Annotated in this window: 13 protein-coding genes and 1 pseudogene; 8 read left to right on the top strand and 6 right to left on the bottom strand. The window is 72.8% G+C overall.

Features of this window, described 5'->3' with window-relative positions; translation table 11 throughout:
* Positions 1–2 precede the first annotated feature (2 nt).
* Positions 3–2339, top strand: a complete 2337-nt coding sequence (locus ACOOHC_RS16245) for a [protein-PII] uridylyltransferase (protein WP_420451439.1) — start codon at positions 3–5, stop codon at positions 2337–2339.
* 79 nt (positions 2340–2418) lie between these two features.
* The gene (locus ACOOHC_RS16240; protein WP_420451438.1) at positions 2419–3114 is read left to right on the top strand and encodes an NUDIX hydrolase N-terminal domain-containing protein; all 696 of its coding nucleotides are present in this window, start codon (positions 2419–2421) and stop codon (positions 3112–3114) included.
* 4 nt (positions 3115–3118) lie between these two features.
* Here ACOOHC_RS16240 and ACOOHC_RS16235 read toward each other — a convergent pair whose 3' ends face one another.
* Complete coding sequence (locus ACOOHC_RS16235) at positions 3119–3988, bottom strand: PAC2 family protein (protein WP_420451437.1); 870 nt, start codon at positions 3986–3988, stop codon at positions 3119–3121.
* 96 nt (positions 3989–4084) lie between these two features.
* Here ACOOHC_RS16235 and ACOOHC_RS16230 point away from each other — a divergent pair, with 96 nt between their 5' ends.
* The gene (locus ACOOHC_RS16230) at positions 4085–4531 is read left to right on the top strand and encodes a GNAT family N-acetyltransferase (protein WP_420451436.1); all 447 of its coding nucleotides are present in this window, start codon (positions 4085–4087) and stop codon (positions 4529–4531) included.
* A gap of 141 nt (positions 4532–4672) precedes the next feature.
* On the opposite strand, the gene ACOOHC_RS16225 is transcribed toward ACOOHC_RS16230, so the two are convergent.
* Together ACOOHC_RS16225 and ACOOHC_RS16220 are read right to left on the bottom strand one after the other, a co-directional pair.
* Positions 4673–5296 (bottom strand): HEAT repeat domain-containing protein, encoded by a 624-nt coding sequence (locus tag ACOOHC_RS16225; RefSeq protein WP_420451435.1) that lies wholly within the window; start codon positions 5294–5296, stop codon positions 4673–4675.
* A gap of 3 nt (positions 5297–5299) precedes the next feature.
* Positions 5300–5623, bottom strand: a complete 324-nt coding sequence (locus ACOOHC_RS16220) for a hypothetical protein (protein WP_420451434.1) — start codon at positions 5621–5623, stop codon at positions 5300–5302.
* Here ACOOHC_RS16220 and ACOOHC_RS16215 point away from each other — a divergent pair.
* The 3 genes from ACOOHC_RS16215 (at position 5613) to ACOOHC_RS16205 (ending at position 12297) form a co-directional block, all read left to right on the top strand.
* A complete protein-coding gene (locus tag ACOOHC_RS16215; RefSeq protein ID WP_420451433.1) occupies positions 5613–6854 on the top strand; it encodes a S16 family serine protease in 1242 nt (413 codons plus the stop codon). The two genes, ACOOHC_RS16220 and ACOOHC_RS16215, sit on opposite strands and share 11 nt — an antisense overlap.
* 89 nt (positions 6855–6943) lie before the next feature.
* Complete coding sequence (locus ACOOHC_RS16210) at positions 6944–9169, top strand: DivIVA domain-containing protein (RefSeq protein WP_420451432.1); 2226 nt, start codon at positions 6944–6946, stop codon at positions 9167–9169.
* A gap of 11 nt (positions 9170–9180) precedes the next feature.
* The gene (locus ACOOHC_RS16205; protein ID WP_420451431.1) at positions 9181–12297 is read left to right on the top strand and encodes a UPF0182 family protein; all 3117 of its coding nucleotides are present in this window, start codon (positions 9181–9183) and stop codon (positions 12295–12297) included.
* 42 nt (positions 12298–12339) lie between these two features.
* On the opposite strand, the gene ACOOHC_RS16200 is transcribed toward ACOOHC_RS16205, so the two are convergent.
* Positions 12340–13206, bottom strand: coding sequence for a hypothetical protein (locus tag ACOOHC_RS16200; protein ID WP_420451430.1), 867 nt, complete (start codon positions 13204–13206; stop codon positions 12340–12342).
* A gap of 36 nt (positions 13207–13242) precedes the next feature.
* On the opposite strand from ACOOHC_RS16200, the pseudogene ACOOHC_RS16195 reads away from it, so the two are divergent.
* Together ACOOHC_RS16195 and ACOOHC_RS16190 are read left to right on the top strand one after the other, a co-directional pair.
* Positions 13243–14043: pseudogene (locus tag ACOOHC_RS16195) on the top strand (hypothetical protein).
* A 28-nt stretch (positions 14044–14071) separates the two neighbouring features.
* Entirely contained in the window at positions 14072–14407 is a 336-nt protein-coding gene (locus tag ACOOHC_RS16190; protein ID WP_420451429.1) for a helix-turn-helix domain-containing protein, read from the top strand.
* Here the strand turns inward: ACOOHC_RS16190 and ACOOHC_RS16185 are convergent.
* Entirely contained in the window at positions 14351–14998 is a 648-nt protein-coding gene (locus tag ACOOHC_RS16185; protein ID WP_420451428.1) for a ClpP family protease, read from the bottom strand. The two genes, ACOOHC_RS16190 and ACOOHC_RS16185, sit on opposite strands and share 57 nt — an antisense overlap.
* Positions 14995–15591, bottom strand: coding sequence for a ClpP family protease (locus ACOOHC_RS16180; RefSeq protein ID WP_420451427.1), 597 nt, complete (start codon positions 15589–15591; stop codon positions 14995–14997). Before ACOOHC_RS16180 ends, ACOOHC_RS16185 begins: the two co-directional genes overlap by 4 nt.
* Positions 15592–15635 lie beyond the last annotated feature (44 nt).

Raw genomic sequence — 15635 nt, 5'->3', positions numbered from 1 at the left:
CGGTGAGCCCGACGCTGCGCAGCGACCACGTCGAGCAGGCGTCGACCGGGGCCATCGAGCCGGGGGTGGCCGCAGCGGCGGGCGCCCGCCGGGGACGTGACTACTGCGTCGCCCTGGCGACGATCACCGACCGGTGGGTGATCGAGCTGTTCGAGTCGGCCCTGCGCGAGAACCCGAACGAGTCCCGGGTCGCGCTGCTGGCGGTCGGCGGCTACGGGCGCGGCGAGCTGGCACCGTTCAGCGACCTCGACCTGCTCCTCGTCCACGGAGCTCGTCCGCGGCGCGTGAGCACGGAGATCGAGCCGATCGCGAGCGCCATCTGGTACCCGCTGTGGGACTCGGGGGTCAAGCTCGGCCACGCGGTGCGCCGCGTGGTCGAGCAGGTCGACCTCGTCGACGGCGACCTCGACTCGGCCACCGCCCTGCTCACCGCCCGCTACCTCGCCGGCGACACCGAGATCGCCGCCGAGGTCACCGCCCGCGGTCGCTCGGCGTGGGCCGCCAACCGCACGAGCTACCTGTCGTCCCTGCGCCAGCGGATGCGCGAGCGCCAGGCGGAGTCGGCCGACGTCGCCTACCGGCTCGAACCCGACCTCAAGGACGGTCACGGCGGCCTGCGCGACGTGCAGACGGTGTGGTGGGCGATCGCGTCCGGGCTCGACGTCTTCGATCGCGACGTCTCCGAGCTCGACGACCACTACGACACCCTGCTGCGGGCACGGGTCGCGCTGCACCTCGCGACCGAGCGCCCGGGCGACGTGATGCGCCTCGAGGACCAGGACGCGATCGCGAGCTGCGGCGGCTGGTCCGACGCCGACGCGATGATGGCCGACGTCGCCGAGGCCGGTCGCAACGTGTCGTGGCTGTGCGACGAGGCGTGGAACCGCGTCGGCGACCGCGATCGCGCCGCCGACCGCCCGATCGCGCCCGGCGTCGTGCTGCACGACGGCGAGATCTCGCTCACCGAGGGGGCCGACCCGCGCCAGGCGCCCGCCCTCACCCTCCAGGCGGCCGTGGCGGCGGCTCGCCACGAGTGCCGCATCTCCCGAGGGACGCTGGAGCGCTTCGAGGCCGAGGTCGAGCCGTGGCCCGACCGCTGGCCGGTCGGGGCGCTCAACGAGTTGGTCGCCCTGCTGCTCGAGGGGCACCGGGCGATCCCGGTGCTCGAGGCGCTCGACCACTCCGGCCTCATCGGTCGCCTGCTGCCGGAGTGGGAGCCGGTGCGGTCCAAGCCGCAGCGCAACGCGTACCACCGCTTCACCGTCGACCGGCACCTGTGGGAGGCGGCGGCGAACGCGGCGGCCCTCGTCGAACACGTCGGCCGACCCGACCTGCTCGTCGTCGGCGCTCTGCTCCACGACATCGGCAAGGGCTCCCCGGGCGATCACACCGAGGTGGGCATGGATCTGGTGCGCGAGATCGGTCCGCGCCTCGGCTTCGACCGCCGGGACACCGCGACCCTGGTCGCGATGGTCGAGCACCACCTCCTGCTCTCGGAGATCGCGATGCGCCGTGACATCGCCGATCCGGCCACGATCGACCTGCTCGCCGGGCTCGTCGGCTCGGTGGAGCGCCTCGAGCTCCTGCGCGCGCTGACGGAGGCCGATTCGCTCGCCACCGGACCCTCGGCGTGGGGGTCGTGGAAGGAGGGGCTGATCGACGAGCTGACCGTGCGCACCCGGCAGGTGCTCGGCGGCGGCGACCCGACCGAGGCGGTGTGGCGGCTCTTCCCCGACGCCGAGACGCTCGCCCGCATGGCGATCGGCGAGGTCGACCTGCGCCTCGACGACGACCTGGTGACGATCGTGGCTCCCGACACCACCGGCTCGTTCTCGCAGGTCGCCGGGGTCCTGTCGCTGCACGGCCTCGACGTGCTGACCGCCCGTGCGCACTCCGACGCGCACTCGATGGCCGCCTCGCAGTTCCGCATCCGGCCGGGTTCCGGCGAGCTGCGCTGGGAGCCGCTCGAGCGCGACCTGCGCGCGGGGCTCGCCCACGAGCTCGCCATCGAGGCGCGCCTGGTCGAGCGGGCGATGACCTACAACCGGCGCCGGCGCCAGCAGGCGGCCGCCCCCGGTCCGCCGGAGGTCAAGTTCATCGAGGGGGCGTCCAGCGACGCGACGGTCATCGAGGTGCGAGCCGTCAGCAAGATCGGCATCCTGCACCGGATCGCGAAGGCGCTCGGCGAGATGGGCCTCGACATCCGCCACGCGACGGTGCACACCCTGGGCATGGAGGTGGTCGACACGTTCTACGTGCGCACCTGGTCGGGCGAGCTGGTGAACGGGGTGGAGCACCGGGGTGAGATCCGTCGCGCCCTGCTCCACGCGGTCGGCTGACCGGTTCGGGCGAGGTCGTCGCGGGTGGTCGCCGGCGACCGGGTGGTGCCCCGGCGGACGGTGGCCTAGGTTGGCGCAGGTGACGGCCGACGCACGAGACCTGGCGCGCTGGAGCGAGACGCTCGCCGCGATCGCGCGCACCGGGATGGCGTTCACCGAGAACCTCTACGAGCGCGAGCGCTACGAGGAGGTCCTCCACGTGGCCGGCGACATCAAGGCCGCCTCGATCGCGCTCGAGTCGGCCGACGACGCCCTCGAGGCGGCGCACGAGATCGATCACTTCGTCGGGGAGTGGATGGAGTCGATCGGCGAGGGCGTCCCGGGCTACGTCACGCCGAAGACGGCGGTCGGCGCGATCGTCGGCAACGAGGCGGGCGAGATCCTGCTCGTGCAGCGCAAGGACTCGGGCATCTGGCTGTACCCCACCGGGTGGGCCGACGTCGGGTACTCGCCCGCCGAGGTCGCCGTCAAGGAGGTCAGCGAGGAGACGGGGATCGCCTGCGCCGCCGAGCGCCTGCTCGGGGTCGTCGACGGTCAGCGGATGGGCTTCAGCCGCTTCGGGATGTACATGCTGCTGTTCCACTGCACCGCGACGGGGGGCGAGCTGGCACCGCACCCGCTGGAGACGGCCGACGTCGGGTGGTTCGCCCGCGACGAGCTGCCCGAGGCGACGGCGGGAGCCGGGTGGTGGGCGCCGATGGCGTTCGCCGCGATCGACGGGGAGCGCTCGGACGCGACCTTCGACCCGGTGCGCGCCGACGTCTGGCGGGTCTGAGCTCTCAGTCCTGGTCGCGCAGGAAGTTCTCGACCTCGTTCATCAGCTCGTCGGGATCGATCGGATCCGCGGTCCCGAGATCGTCGCCGGGGGCGTCGGCCTCGTCGACCATCTGCTCGAGGCGCGCGACGTACTCGACCATGTCGTCGTCGTCGCCGATCATCGCGGCGACGCGCGCGTCGTACTCGGCGGCGGCCGACGCGAGACGGGTGAGGGGCGCCGGGGTGCCGAGCATCGAGCACGCTCGCTCGACGAGCGCCATCGCGGCCTTCGGCGACGGGAGCTGGGACGCGTAGCCGGGGACCGCGGCCCACAGCGACGCCGTGGGCAGCCCGGAGCGGAACAGGGCGTCCTGCAGGACGCCGACGATGCCCGTCGGGCCCTCGTACTGCGAGCGCTGGAGCTCGAAGCGCTCGACGAGCGCGTCGTCGGAGGCGGTCCCGAACAGCGGGACCGGTCGCGAGTGGGGGACGTCGGCGAGCAGGGCGCCGAGGGAGATCGCCATCGTCGCCCCCGTCTCCTCGGCCACGCCGACCACCTGCTCGGTGAACCCCCGCCACCGCAGGGCGGGCTCGGGACCGAGGAGCAGGATCACGTCGGTCCCCGGCAGCGAGGCGGACCACAGCCCGACCGTCGGCCACACGATCGAGCGGTTCCGGTCCTCGTCGAGGCGGACCTGGGGACGCACCGTGGCGAAGTCGGTGAAGACCTCCGGGTCGATCTCGGCCATGGCGTCGGCACCCCAGGACTCGATCATCGTCCTCACCGCGCTCGACGCGGCGTCACCGGCGTCGTTCCACCCGGTGAACCCGGCGATCAGCACGGGGCGATCGAGGCTCGGCTCGGCGAGCCATCGGACGTGCTCGGTTCCCACGTCCACAGGCTACCCGTGCGCCGCCGCCGTCCCGGACGGACCGCCGTCCGGCGTCGTCGGTCCGGCCCGGTCGGTCCGGTCTCGTAGGATCGCTGCGTGACCGAGACCGAACCCGGCGTCGAGATCGAGATCGCCTCCGACGTCGACGACGAGCTCGTCGACGCCTTCGCGCGCCTCGTCCCCCAGCTCTCCTCGTCGTCGCCGCCCCCCGACCGGTCCCTGCTCGCCGAGCTGATCGAGGGCGACGACACCGTCCTCTTCCTCGCGCGGGCGGACGGGGCGATCGTCGGCAGCCTGACCCTCGCCCTCTACCGCATCCCGACCGGACTCAAGGCCTGGATCGAGGACGTCGTGGTCGACGAGTCGGCCCGCGGGCGCGGCGTCGGTCGGTCGTTGAACGCCGCCGCCCTCGACGAGGCCCGACGGCGCGGGGCGAAGAACGTCAGCCTGACCAGCCGACCGTCACGCGAGGCCGCGAACCGCCTGTACCAGCGGATCGGCTTCGCCCGGCGCGAGACCAACCTGTACCGCTACGACCTCTGAGCCACGACCTCTGAGCCGCGACCTCTGAGCCACGACCTCTGAGCCACGACCTCTGACACGTCCTCGGTCTGCGACGCGTCGTCGGTGACGATCGCCGGCGCCAGCGGCCGGGGTCCGGCCACCGGTGCGTCGCCCGGCACGTCACAGAGCACGGTCGAGGTCCTCGGCGGACTGGCGGACCTGCCAGTCGCGATCCTCGAGGGCGCGCGCGATCGCCTCGGCGACCTCGGCGGCGCGCTCGTCGTGGTCGACGAAGGGTGCGAGCGCGAGGACCGCCCGTCGCCGCACGGCCGGCTTGTCCCGGGTGCCGGCGACGATCGCGTCCAGACCGCGCGGGTCACCGATCGCCCCGAGCGCCGCGATGGCCGATTCGCGCACGAGCGCGACGTCGGAGGTCGTCGCGAGCTCGACGAGGCGCTCGACGACCGCGTCGCGGCGCGACTCGTGCTCGCCGCACGCCCAGGCGGCGATCTCCACGACGCGCGGATCGTCGTCGGCGAGCGCGCCGAGGAGGTCGACGGACGGGTGGCCGGCGGAGATCTCCGCCGCTCTGCGACGGACGTCGAGATGGGGGTCGGCCAGCGCCGCGGCGAGGTCGGCGTCGGGGAGCGACCCGAGCCGTTCGAGCGCCCCGAGCGCCACGGCTCGGACCTGGGGCGCCGGATCGGACAGCCCGGCCCGGGCGGTCGCCGCGTCGCCGCGGTGCCCGGCGACGGCGACGGAGCGTCGACGCCGCTCGGTCTCGGGGTCCGACGGGGCGAGCACGCGCTACGACCTCAGCAGGTCGGTCAGGGTGACCACGACGTAGGTCGCCCCGAACGCGATGATGATCGCCGACGTCACGCCGATGACGACGGCGAGGCCGGCGCTGGCCACGGCCGCCCACAGCCGGCGCAGCGGGTTGGGTGAGCTGTACAGCGGAACCGTCGCCTCGGCGATGCCGATCGGGACGCGCGGGCGGCGCGACCTCGGTTCCCTGCGCTGCGGGCGCGGCACGGCTCTGGCAGTCTTGCGCCAACCCGACAGCACGAGGGCTGCGATGGCCAGCGCTGCCATCCACGCGGCAGAGGTGGTGAGATCCGTGACCGACACGACGACATCGATGGTACCCACGCCGACCCGCACGCCGGGTGGCACCCGTCGCTGGGCGCTGGTGCCCGCCGTGGCCGCGATCGTCGGGCTCGCCGCGATCGCGATCAGCTCGATCGTCCCCGCACGCATCGTCGCGACGGCCACGAACCCGCGCCTCGGCATCGACCAGGCCGCCCCCTACGCCCGGGTGCCCGCCTCGGCGGAGTCGGTGAACGAGCGGATCGTCTACGGCGACCTCCCCGACGACGTCGAGGTGCACTCGACGGGGGGCGACTTCCTGTTCGTCACCGTGAGCGCGCCGGCCCAGTCGCTGCTGTCGTGGCTCGTCGGCCGTGACGAGCCCGTCGTCGAGCTGCTGACCGAGGAGGGACGCAACGGGCGGCTGACCTCGAGCCAGAACCGCCAGATCGGCCTCCAGCAGATGCGCACCGCGACCCAGGAGGCGCAGTACGTCGCGCTCCTGGCCGCCGGCTACGAACCGACGATCCAGCCGGGCGCGGTCGTCGTGGCGGACGTGCTGTGCGCCGTCGTGGCCGAGGACGGGTTCACCTGCGCGGAGTCGTTCCCGGCCGACGAGGTGCTCGACCCCGCCGACACGATCCTCGCCGTCGAGGGGAACCCGGTCGACTCGGTCGAGGACCTCGGCGCGCTGCTCCGGGAGCGCCGCCCGGGCGACCTGATCGGGCTGACGATCGAGCGGCCGGACGCCGGGGTGCGCGACGTGGAGGTCGAGCTCGCCGCCGACCCGTTCGACCCCGCACGCACGATCATCGGCTTCCAGCCCTTCGACACCCGCACCGTCGAGCTGCCCTTCGACGTGTCGATCGACACCGCGGCGGTCGGCGGGCCGTCGGCGGGGCTCGCGTTCACCCTCGCGCTCGTCGACGAGCTGACCGAGGGCGACCTCACCGGGAGGCGAGACGTCGCGGTCACCGGAACGATCGGCCTCGACGGGACCGTCGGCGCGATCGGCGGGCTGGAGCAGAAGGTGAGCGCCGTGCACCAGCACGGCGTCGAGGTGTTCCTCGTCCCGGAGAGCCAGATCGAGCTCCAGGAGGACGATCCGACGACCGCCGTGGACGACGCGGTCTGCCGGCTGGCCTGCCTGGAGGCGGCCGGGGAGGGCAGCGTCGAGATCATCCCCGTGGGTTCGCTCGAGGACGCTCTCGCCGCGCTGCGCGAGCTCGGGGGCGACCCGATCGAGCTCGTCGAGCCCACCGCCTCGGGCTGACCCGCCGCCGTCGCGCCGCCAGCCCGCCGGCCCCGCCACCGGGCGCGGGCGTCCACCACCTGGTGAGCGCGGGCGCGTACCGTCGTGACATGGCCATGTCCTTCTCCCGACCCGACCCGGCGTCGCCCACGCAGGTCGCGGGCGCGTCCTTCTCCACGGGCCGGCGCGGATTCGACCAGAACGAGGTCCGCGACTTCCTGCGCATGGTCAGCGCCGAGCTCGGTCGCCTCCTCGAACGGGAGCGGTTCCTCGAGCGCGAGGTGGAATCGGCGCGCTCGAACCCGGACATCTCCTCGCTCGAGCTCGACGACGGCGCCCTGACGCGCCTCGTCGGCGACGAGACCGCGCGCGTCCTCAACGCGGCGCGCGAGAGCGCGAACGAGATCCGCGATAAGGCCGAGCAGTCGGCCGCGCGCATCCTGATGGAGGCCAGCGAGGAGGCCGCGCGCCTGCGCGAGGAGGCCGAGATCGAGTCGTCGCGCCGCCGTGCCGACGCCACCGCCGACGCCGAGGCCGAGCTCTCGATGGCCAAGCAGCAGGGCCGTGAGATGGTCAACGAGGCGCGCGCCTACCGCGAGCGGGTCCTGGGCGAGCTCGCCCGTCGTCGCGAGCTGGCCCGTGAGCAGATCGAGCAGCTCGTGCAGGGGCGCGACCGCCTGATGCAGGTGTTCGAGCGCGCTCGCCTCGTCGCGGTCGACGTGGTCGCCGAGATGCAGCCGCTGGGCGAGCCCGACGAGTACGTCAACCTGCAGCCCTCCACCGGCCCCGTCCCCGTCATGGTCGCGCGCGCCGACACCGACGACTCGGCCCCCCTGACCCGTCCCGACCTGCCCGACGACGCCGTCCCGGCCGACGAGGATCCGGTCGACGAGGCCCTCGCCGAGGACCCGGTCGACGACGCCCCGGACGAGACAGCAGGCGTACCGGACGAGACCGCGGGCGTGCCGGACGAGACCGCAGGCGTGCCGGACGAGACCGCAGGCGTGCCGGACCCCATCGACGCCGACGAGCAGCAGCTCGACGACGCGGCTCCGGGCATCGACGCCCCCTACGACGTCGACGACGAGCGCCCCGACACCGCCCCCCTCGGTTCGGCCGCGATCGAGATCGATCAGGAGATCGAGCCGGAGGCCGACGGTGCCGTCGCGCCGGATGACGTCGCCGATCCGCACGACGTCGCCGATCCGCACGACGTCGAGGACCCGGCGGCGGCCGAGCCGGAACCGGAGCCCGATGCCGTGCGCGACGAGTCCGCCGTCGTCGACGGGTCGCCGGACGCGGACGCGGAGGCGACGCCATCCGACCCCGACGACGGATCGGTCGACGACGTCGTGGTCGACCTGTTCGCCCGCCTGCGCGCCGACACCGTCTCGGCCGAGGACCCGGTCGCCGACGACGCACCCCTCGACGACCCGACCGCCGAAGCACCCCTCGACGTCACGCCCGCCGAGGACGCACCCGCCGAGGACGTGCCCGCCGAGGTGGCGCCCGCCGAGGTGGCGCCCGCCGAGGTGGCGCCCGCGGAGGTGGCGGCGATCATCGACCTCGACGCCCCGGCCATCGCGGAGGTCCCGATCGGCCACGACCACGCCGCCGGTGACGAGGCGGGCGAGGGAGCCACCGACGGTGACGACCCGGACGCCATCGAGACCCCCTTCGACCGGCGCGAGGCCGACCTCACCCCGCTGATGGTCGCCGGCGCACGCAAGCTCAAGCGCGTGCTCGCCGACGAGCAGAACGAGGTGCTCGACGCGCTGCGTCGCAGCGACCCCGCCCGCAGCCTCGACGACCTGCTGCCCTGGTCGAGCGACCACGCCAAGCGGTACTCGTCGGTCATCTCCGACGACCTCCTGCTCGCGGCGAACGCCGGCGCGGCCACGATCGACCCCGAGCGCGTCACCACGCTGTCGCGCGCCCAGGGACGCCAGGCGGTCGCCGACGCCTCCGAGCTCGTCGCGGCGCGCCTCGTCGAACCGCTGCGCGACCGGCTCGAGCGCTGCGTCGCCGATGGCGACGGCGACAACCCGACGATCGCGAAGAAGGTGCGCTCGACCTACCGCGAGTGGAAGACCCGCCACATCGACGACCAGCTCGACGACATCGTGCGCACCGCCCACGGGCGAGGCCTGCTGGCCGCCGTGGTCGCCGACACGCCGGTCGAGTGGACCCCCGACCCGTCGCAGCGTGCGTGCCCGGACTGCGACGACAACCGCCTCGCCGGCGCGGTCGCGGCGGGCCAGCCGTTCCCGACGGGCCACGTCAGCGCACCGGCCCATCCGGGGTGTCGCTGCATGTTGATCCCGGCGCCCCGGTAATCTCGGCGCAGATGCGGCGCGCCACGGACCTCCCGGTCGATCGTCCACGTCGCCGCCTCAGCGGCCGCGGGGTCCTGATCGCGATCGGCGCGCTGGTGCTGTTCGTCCTGGTCTTTGGACGGGCGATCGCGCGCTTCTACGTGGACTTCCTGTGGCACGACGCGCTCGGCCGCAACGACGTCTTCTGGGGCGCGATCGGCGCGAAGGCGACCCTCTTCGTCGGGTTCCTCGTGCTGTTCGCGCTGCTCGCGGGGATCAACCTGCTCATCGCGGATCGCACCGCGCCGGAGTCGTTCCCGGCCAACGTGCACCCCTACGTCGAGCGGTTCCACGAGATCTTCGGGCGTCGCCTCCGCCTCGTGCGCTACGCGGCCGCCGGGTTCTTCGCGCTGATGCTCTCGGCGCCGGCGATCGCGCAGTGGCAGGAGTGGCTGCTGTTCCGCAACTCGCAGAGCTTCGACACCGCCGACGACCAGTTCCAGCGCGACGTCGGGTTCTACGTCTTCGAGCTCCCCTTCCTGACGTTCGTCCTGGACTGGATGTTCGCGGCGGTCATCGTCGTGCTGCTGCTGACGATCGCGGCCCACGTGCTCAACGGCGGGGTCGTGTTCGTCTCGCCGGTGCCGGTGATCCGCAACGCGACCAAGACCCACGTGGCGGTCCTGCTCGCGCTGCTCGCGATCCTCAAGGCGGGGGACTACTGGCTCGACCGCTTCGAGCTCACCAACGCACGAACCGGGATCGTGCAGGGCGCGACCTACTCGGTGGTGCAGGCGCGCCTGCCCGCGCTGATGCTGCTGATCCTCGTCGCGGTGCTCACCGCGCTGCTCTACCTCTCGGTCGCCCGCACCGGGTCGTTCCGCGCCCCGATCATCGCCTCGGGGTTGTGGCTCGTCATCTCCATCGTCGGCGGGCTGATCTACCCGGCGATCGTCCAGGGCCTCGTCGTCAACCCCGACCAGGAGAGCCGCGAGGCGCCGTTCATCGAGCGCAACGTCGCGGCCACCCGCCTCGCCTACGGCCTCAGCGAGGTCGAGGAGCGCACGGTCGAGTTCGGCGACCTCACGGCGGAGGAGGTCAACGCCGACGTCGAGGCGTTCAACAACGTGCGCCTGCTCAGCCCGGGCCCGCTGCTGTCGCGGTTCATCTTCGACCGCGGCGACGAAGCCGGCCTGACGATCAACGACCTCGACGTCGATCGCTACGCGCTGCCCCTGACGAGCGAGCGGGGCCGTGAGCAGGTGCTGGTCGCGGCCCTCGAGCTCGACCTGGCGAACAACCCGAACCAGAGCTGGCCGAGCCTCCACCTGATCAACACCCACGGCTGCGGCCTCATCGCCGCACCGGCGAGCGCGGTGCGACCGAACCTGCGCCCGGCCTACGTCGTGCCCGAGCTCGAGCGCCCCGAGCTGTACTTCAGCCCCGAGGTCGGCGGCTACGCGATCGTCAACACCGATTCGGTCGAGAACGCCTGCGACGGCGTCGACGACGTCGGCGACGAGGGGAGCGGCGAGTACTCGGGCGACCAGGGGGTCGGGCTGAGCTCGTTCGCCCGGCAGGCGTCGTTCGCCCTCGCCTTCCTCGACTACAACGTCGTGCTCACCGGGGCGACCACCGACGAGTCGCAGATGCTGTGGGTGCGCAACGTCAACGACCGCCTCGAGAAGCTCGCCCCGTTCCTGTCGTACGACGCGGATCCCTACCCGGTCCAGCTCGACGGCCGCGTCGTGTGGGTGGTCGACGCGTACACGACGACCAGCCGCTACCCCTACGCCGAGAGCGTGGGCGACGTGCAGGTGTCGTCGGACTCCGGGCTGTCGCCCAGCGACAACTACGTGCGCAACAGCGTCAAGGCCGTGGTCGATGCGTACACCGGTGACGTCACGCTCTACGTCGTCGACGACGTGGACCCGATCATCCGAGCCTGGCAGAGCGCGTTCCCCGACCTGTTCACCGACTTCGACGAGATGCCCGACGCGCTGCGCGAGCACCTGCGCTACCCCGAGGACCTGTTCCGGGTCCAGACCGACCGCTACTCGAAGTACCGGATCGCGCCCGAGGACTTCTTCCGCCGCGAGGGCGCCTGGTCGGTCGCGCAGGCGCCCGGCGACTTCCCGAACGAGCGGACGACGACCGCGACCGGTGTCGAGGCGCCGACCGCGGCGTCGACGACGTTCGCCAGCGAGTCGAACGTGCGCCGGTTCACGCCGTACTACACCTACTTCGACACCAGCCTGCCCGACGAGGAGCGCGACGAGGAGTTCGTGATCTTCCGGCCCTTCGTCGAGTTCTCGACGGCGGACCAGCGCACCCAGCTGCAGGCGTACATGACCGCTTCGTCGGACCCGGACAACTACGGCGCGCTCACCTCCTACGTCGTGCAACCGGGCGCGGACGGCCAGCTCCCCGACGGCCCCATCCGCGTGGCGTCCAGCGCCGAGACGACGACGGAGATCTCGTTCCGCATCTCGCAGGACAACCAGGACCAGGGAGGCACGCGCGTCCGCTTCGGCGACCTGCAGCTCGTGCCGGTCGGTGATGGGCTCATCTACGTGCGGCCCTACTACGTCAGCGTCGAGACCGAGAGCGCCCTCGTCGGCGAGGCCACCGAGTTCCGCCGCGTGATCGTCACCTACAACGACGTGTCGGTGCTCGCCCCTACGATCGGACAGGCGCTGGCGAACCCGGAGCTGTTCGGAGCCGGGTTCGACGCCGAGATCTCCGACGTCGTCGGCGGCGAGGTGCGCGGCGACCCGGAGGATCCGAGCGCAGGCGACGACGACACGTCCGGCGAGGACTCGGTCGTGCTCGACGAGAACGCCGAGGAGGCGCTGCTGCGCCTCGACCGGCTCCTCGCGGAAGCCGACCAGCTGCGCCTGGACGGTGATCTCGGCGGCTACCAGGACAAGATCGCCGAGGCCAACGAGGCCGCCCGCGCCGCGATCGACGCGCTCGGGCTGGAGCCGGTCGACACCGGCGCCGGTTCCGACGAGGAGGCGACGGCGGGCTCGACCCCGGACTCGGATGACGGATCGGGCGAGGCAGCCGGTGACCCCGACCCCGCCCCCGAGACCGAGACCGCCCCCGAGACCGACCCCGAGAACGAAGAGGTCACCTCCGGCGGCTGACCCGGCGCCCGCCGAACCGGCTCGCGGCTCGGCACCGCCGGCTCAGCGGGCGCCGGGTCGACGGAGGCGGTCGGCGACCTCGGCGAGGTCGCGCCGGAACTGGATCGCGTACCGCGCCTGCTCACCGGCCAGCTTCTCCTGGCCGTCGGTGACCTGCTCGAGGCGCTTGTCGAGCAACCGCTCGAGCTCGGCGACGAGCTCGCCGCGCTCGGCGGCCGGGTCCCCCCCGGCGTCGATGTCGTTGCCGAGCTCGGTGAGCTGGTTCGCGAGCTCGGTGCTGACCTGGCCGATCCGCGCGTCGAGGGTGGCGACCTTCTCGGCGATCTGGCCAGTCCGGGTGCGCAGCTCGTCGTCGACGTCGCGCTCCTCGGCGGCCTCCACGCGGACGGACAGCTCGCCCAGCGCCGCACACGTCTCGTCGGTGCGCCGAGCAGCGTCGGTGGCGACGAGCGCGATGTCGGCGATCTGCTCGCGGTGCACCGCCAGCGACTCGCCGAGCGAGCCCAGCGTGGACCGCAGCTCGTCGAGCGCCGCGGTGGCGCGCTCGGGTTCGCCCGCCGCGCGCTCGACGGCGGCGCCGAGGTGGTCGATCCGCACCGCCAGCTCACCGACCCGCTCGACGTCCGCGCGCAGCAGCTCGACGGCATCGACGCTCGCCGCCTTCGACACGGCGACGTCGATGGAGGAGGCCACGGTGATGATCTGGTCGCGCACCGTCCCGACACCCTCCTCGACCGCGCCGACCTGGGACAGCAGCCGCTGGTTCTCCGCGTCGAGGCGACCCACCTCGACCGACAGCCGGGCCTTGACGTCGTCGGCCTCGTCGAGGCGGGCGCGCATCGAGCGCAGCTCGTTCCGCATCGTCTCGAGCGCCTGCTCGGTCTCGGCTCGTCGGTTGAAGAGTCCCATGTCCCGGTGCGAAACCTAGTCCACCACGGTCCGGCGATGGCCGGACACCAGACCCCGAAGAAGATCCACCTGGACGAATCCGAGATGCCGACACGGTGGTGCGACGTGGTCGCCGACCTCCCGACGGCACCACCGCCGCCCCTCCACCCGGGCACCCACGAGCCGGCCGGCCCCGACGACTTCGCCCCCTGTTCCCGATGGCGCTCATCGAGCAGGAGGTGACGACCGAGCGCTGGGTCGACATCCCCGGCGGCGTGCTCGACGTGTACCGGCTGTGGAGGCCGAGCCCGCTGTTCCGTGCCACCCGCCTCGAGCAGGAGCTCGACACCCCCGCGCGCATCTACTACGAGTACGAGGGGGTGAGCCCGGCGGGGTCGCACGAGCCGAACACCTCGGTGCCGCAGGCCTGCTACAACCACCAGGAGGGCGTCACCGAGCTGACCACCGAGACCGGCGCCGGCCAGTGGGGCAGCGCCCTCGCCTTCGCGACCGCGCAGTACGGGGATGGCGCCGCTGGCGTCGCACGTGTACTCCGAGGGACTGGTCGAGGCGATCGCGATCCCCCAGCGCGAGTGCTCCGCGAGCGCGATCCGGTTCGCGAGGACCGAGGGGATCGTCCCCGCCCCGGAGCCGACCCACGCGATCGCTGCGGCGATCCGCGAAGCGCTGGCGTGCAGGGAGTCGGGTGAGGAGAAGGTGATCCTCACCGCGCTCTGCGGCCACGGGCACCTCGACCTCGCGAGCTACGAGAAGTACCTGTCGGGCGAGATGGTCGACGACGACCTCGCCGACTCCGAGATCGCCGAGGCGATGAAGTCGGTGCCGGTGCTGACGTGAGCGGGTGCCGAGGTGAGAGGCTGCGAACGTGAGCGACGTGATCCCGTTCCCCACCGCACCGCGCGATCGCACCGTCAAGGAGGCGTCCGAGCCGAAGCTGCGCGACGTCCTCGGTGACGTGCTGCGCGACGAGCGTCGGGAGCAGGAGCGCACCCTGGCCGAGGTGGCCGGGGCCGCGGCGGTCTCGCTGCCCTACCTGTCGGAGGTCGAGCGCGGGCGCAAGGAGGTCTCCTCCGACCTGCTCGACGCGATCTGCGGCGCGCTGGGGATCCCCCTCGTCGAGGTCCTCGAGCGGGCGGCCGACCGCCTACGCGTCGAGGGGCGGGCGCAGCGCGGTCCGGGCGTCCAGCTCCTGGCGGCCTGACGGCACGGGCTGGGGGACGAGGTCGGCGGCGCCCCAGTCGACGACCTGTTCGCCGGTCAGCACGAGCGCCCGGTCGGTGTCGGCGCGCACGCGCTCCACGTCGTGCCCGGTGTGGCGGGCGAGCACCGACTCCGCCTGGGACCGGACCCGCTCGATCTCGGCCGCCTCGAGGGCGAGGTCGCTCATCGAGCCCCGGGTCAGCTCGGCGTGGGGCTGGTGGAGCAGGACGCGGGCGTGCTCGAGCACGGCGCGCTTGCCGGGCGCCCCGGCCGCGAGCAGGACCGCGGCCGACGACGCGGCCTGCCCGACGCACAGCGTCGACACGTCGTTGGCGACGAAGCGCATCGTGTCGTAGATCGCCATCATCGCGGTGAACGACCCGCCGGGGGAGTTGATGTACAGCTGGATGTCCTGCGCCGCTCCGTCGCTCGCGAGGTGGAGGAGCTGGGCGACGACGACGTTCGCGACCCCGTCGTCGATCGGTGTGCCGATGAAGACGATGCGGTCGCCGAGCAGGCGGCTGTAGATGTCGGTGGCCCGCTCGCCTCGGGCGGTCGACTCCACGACGGTCGGGATCGTGTAGCTGCTCACCGCGCCACCCCGATCCGACGCACGAGGCGGCGGGGCAGGACGTCGTCGAGGGTCGCGACGACGTGATCGACGAAGCCGTACTCGCGCGCCTCCTCGGCATCGAACCAGCGGTCGCGCCCGACGTCGTTCGTGACCTGCTCGATCGAGCGGCCGGTGTGGCGGGCGATGATCGCCCGCATCCGATCGACGGTGGCGACGAGGTTCGCCGCCTGGATGGCGACGTCGGAGGCCGACCCGCCGAGACCGGCCGATCCCTCGTGCATCAGCACCTGGGCGTTGGGCAGGGCGAAGCGCTTGCCGGCCGCTCCGGCGCACAGCAGCACCTGGCCCATGCTCGCCGCGAGCCCGGAGGCGACGGTGACCACGTCGTTGGGGATGAGCTGCATCACGTCGTAGACGGCGAGCCCGGCGAGCACGGAGCCGCCGGGGGAGTTGACGAACACGCAGATGTCGGAGTCGGGATCGTCGGCGGAGAGCGCGAGGAGCCGAGCGATGACCGCGTCGGCGGACTCGTCGCTCACCTCGTCGCTGAGCATGATGATGCGGGCGTCGAGCAGTCGGTCGGCGACCGGGATCGGGGTGGTGGAGGCCATGGCGCCAGGATCACCGCGTGGCGCCGTGCCGAGGGTCGGTTCTG

Source organism: Ilumatobacter sp. (genome assembly GCF_965215205.1).
Taxonomy (GTDB): domain Bacteria; phylum Actinomycetota; class Acidimicrobiia; order Acidimicrobiales; family Ilumatobacteraceae; genus Ilumatobacter_A.
This window is presented reverse-complemented; position numbering and strand designations above follow the sequence as displayed.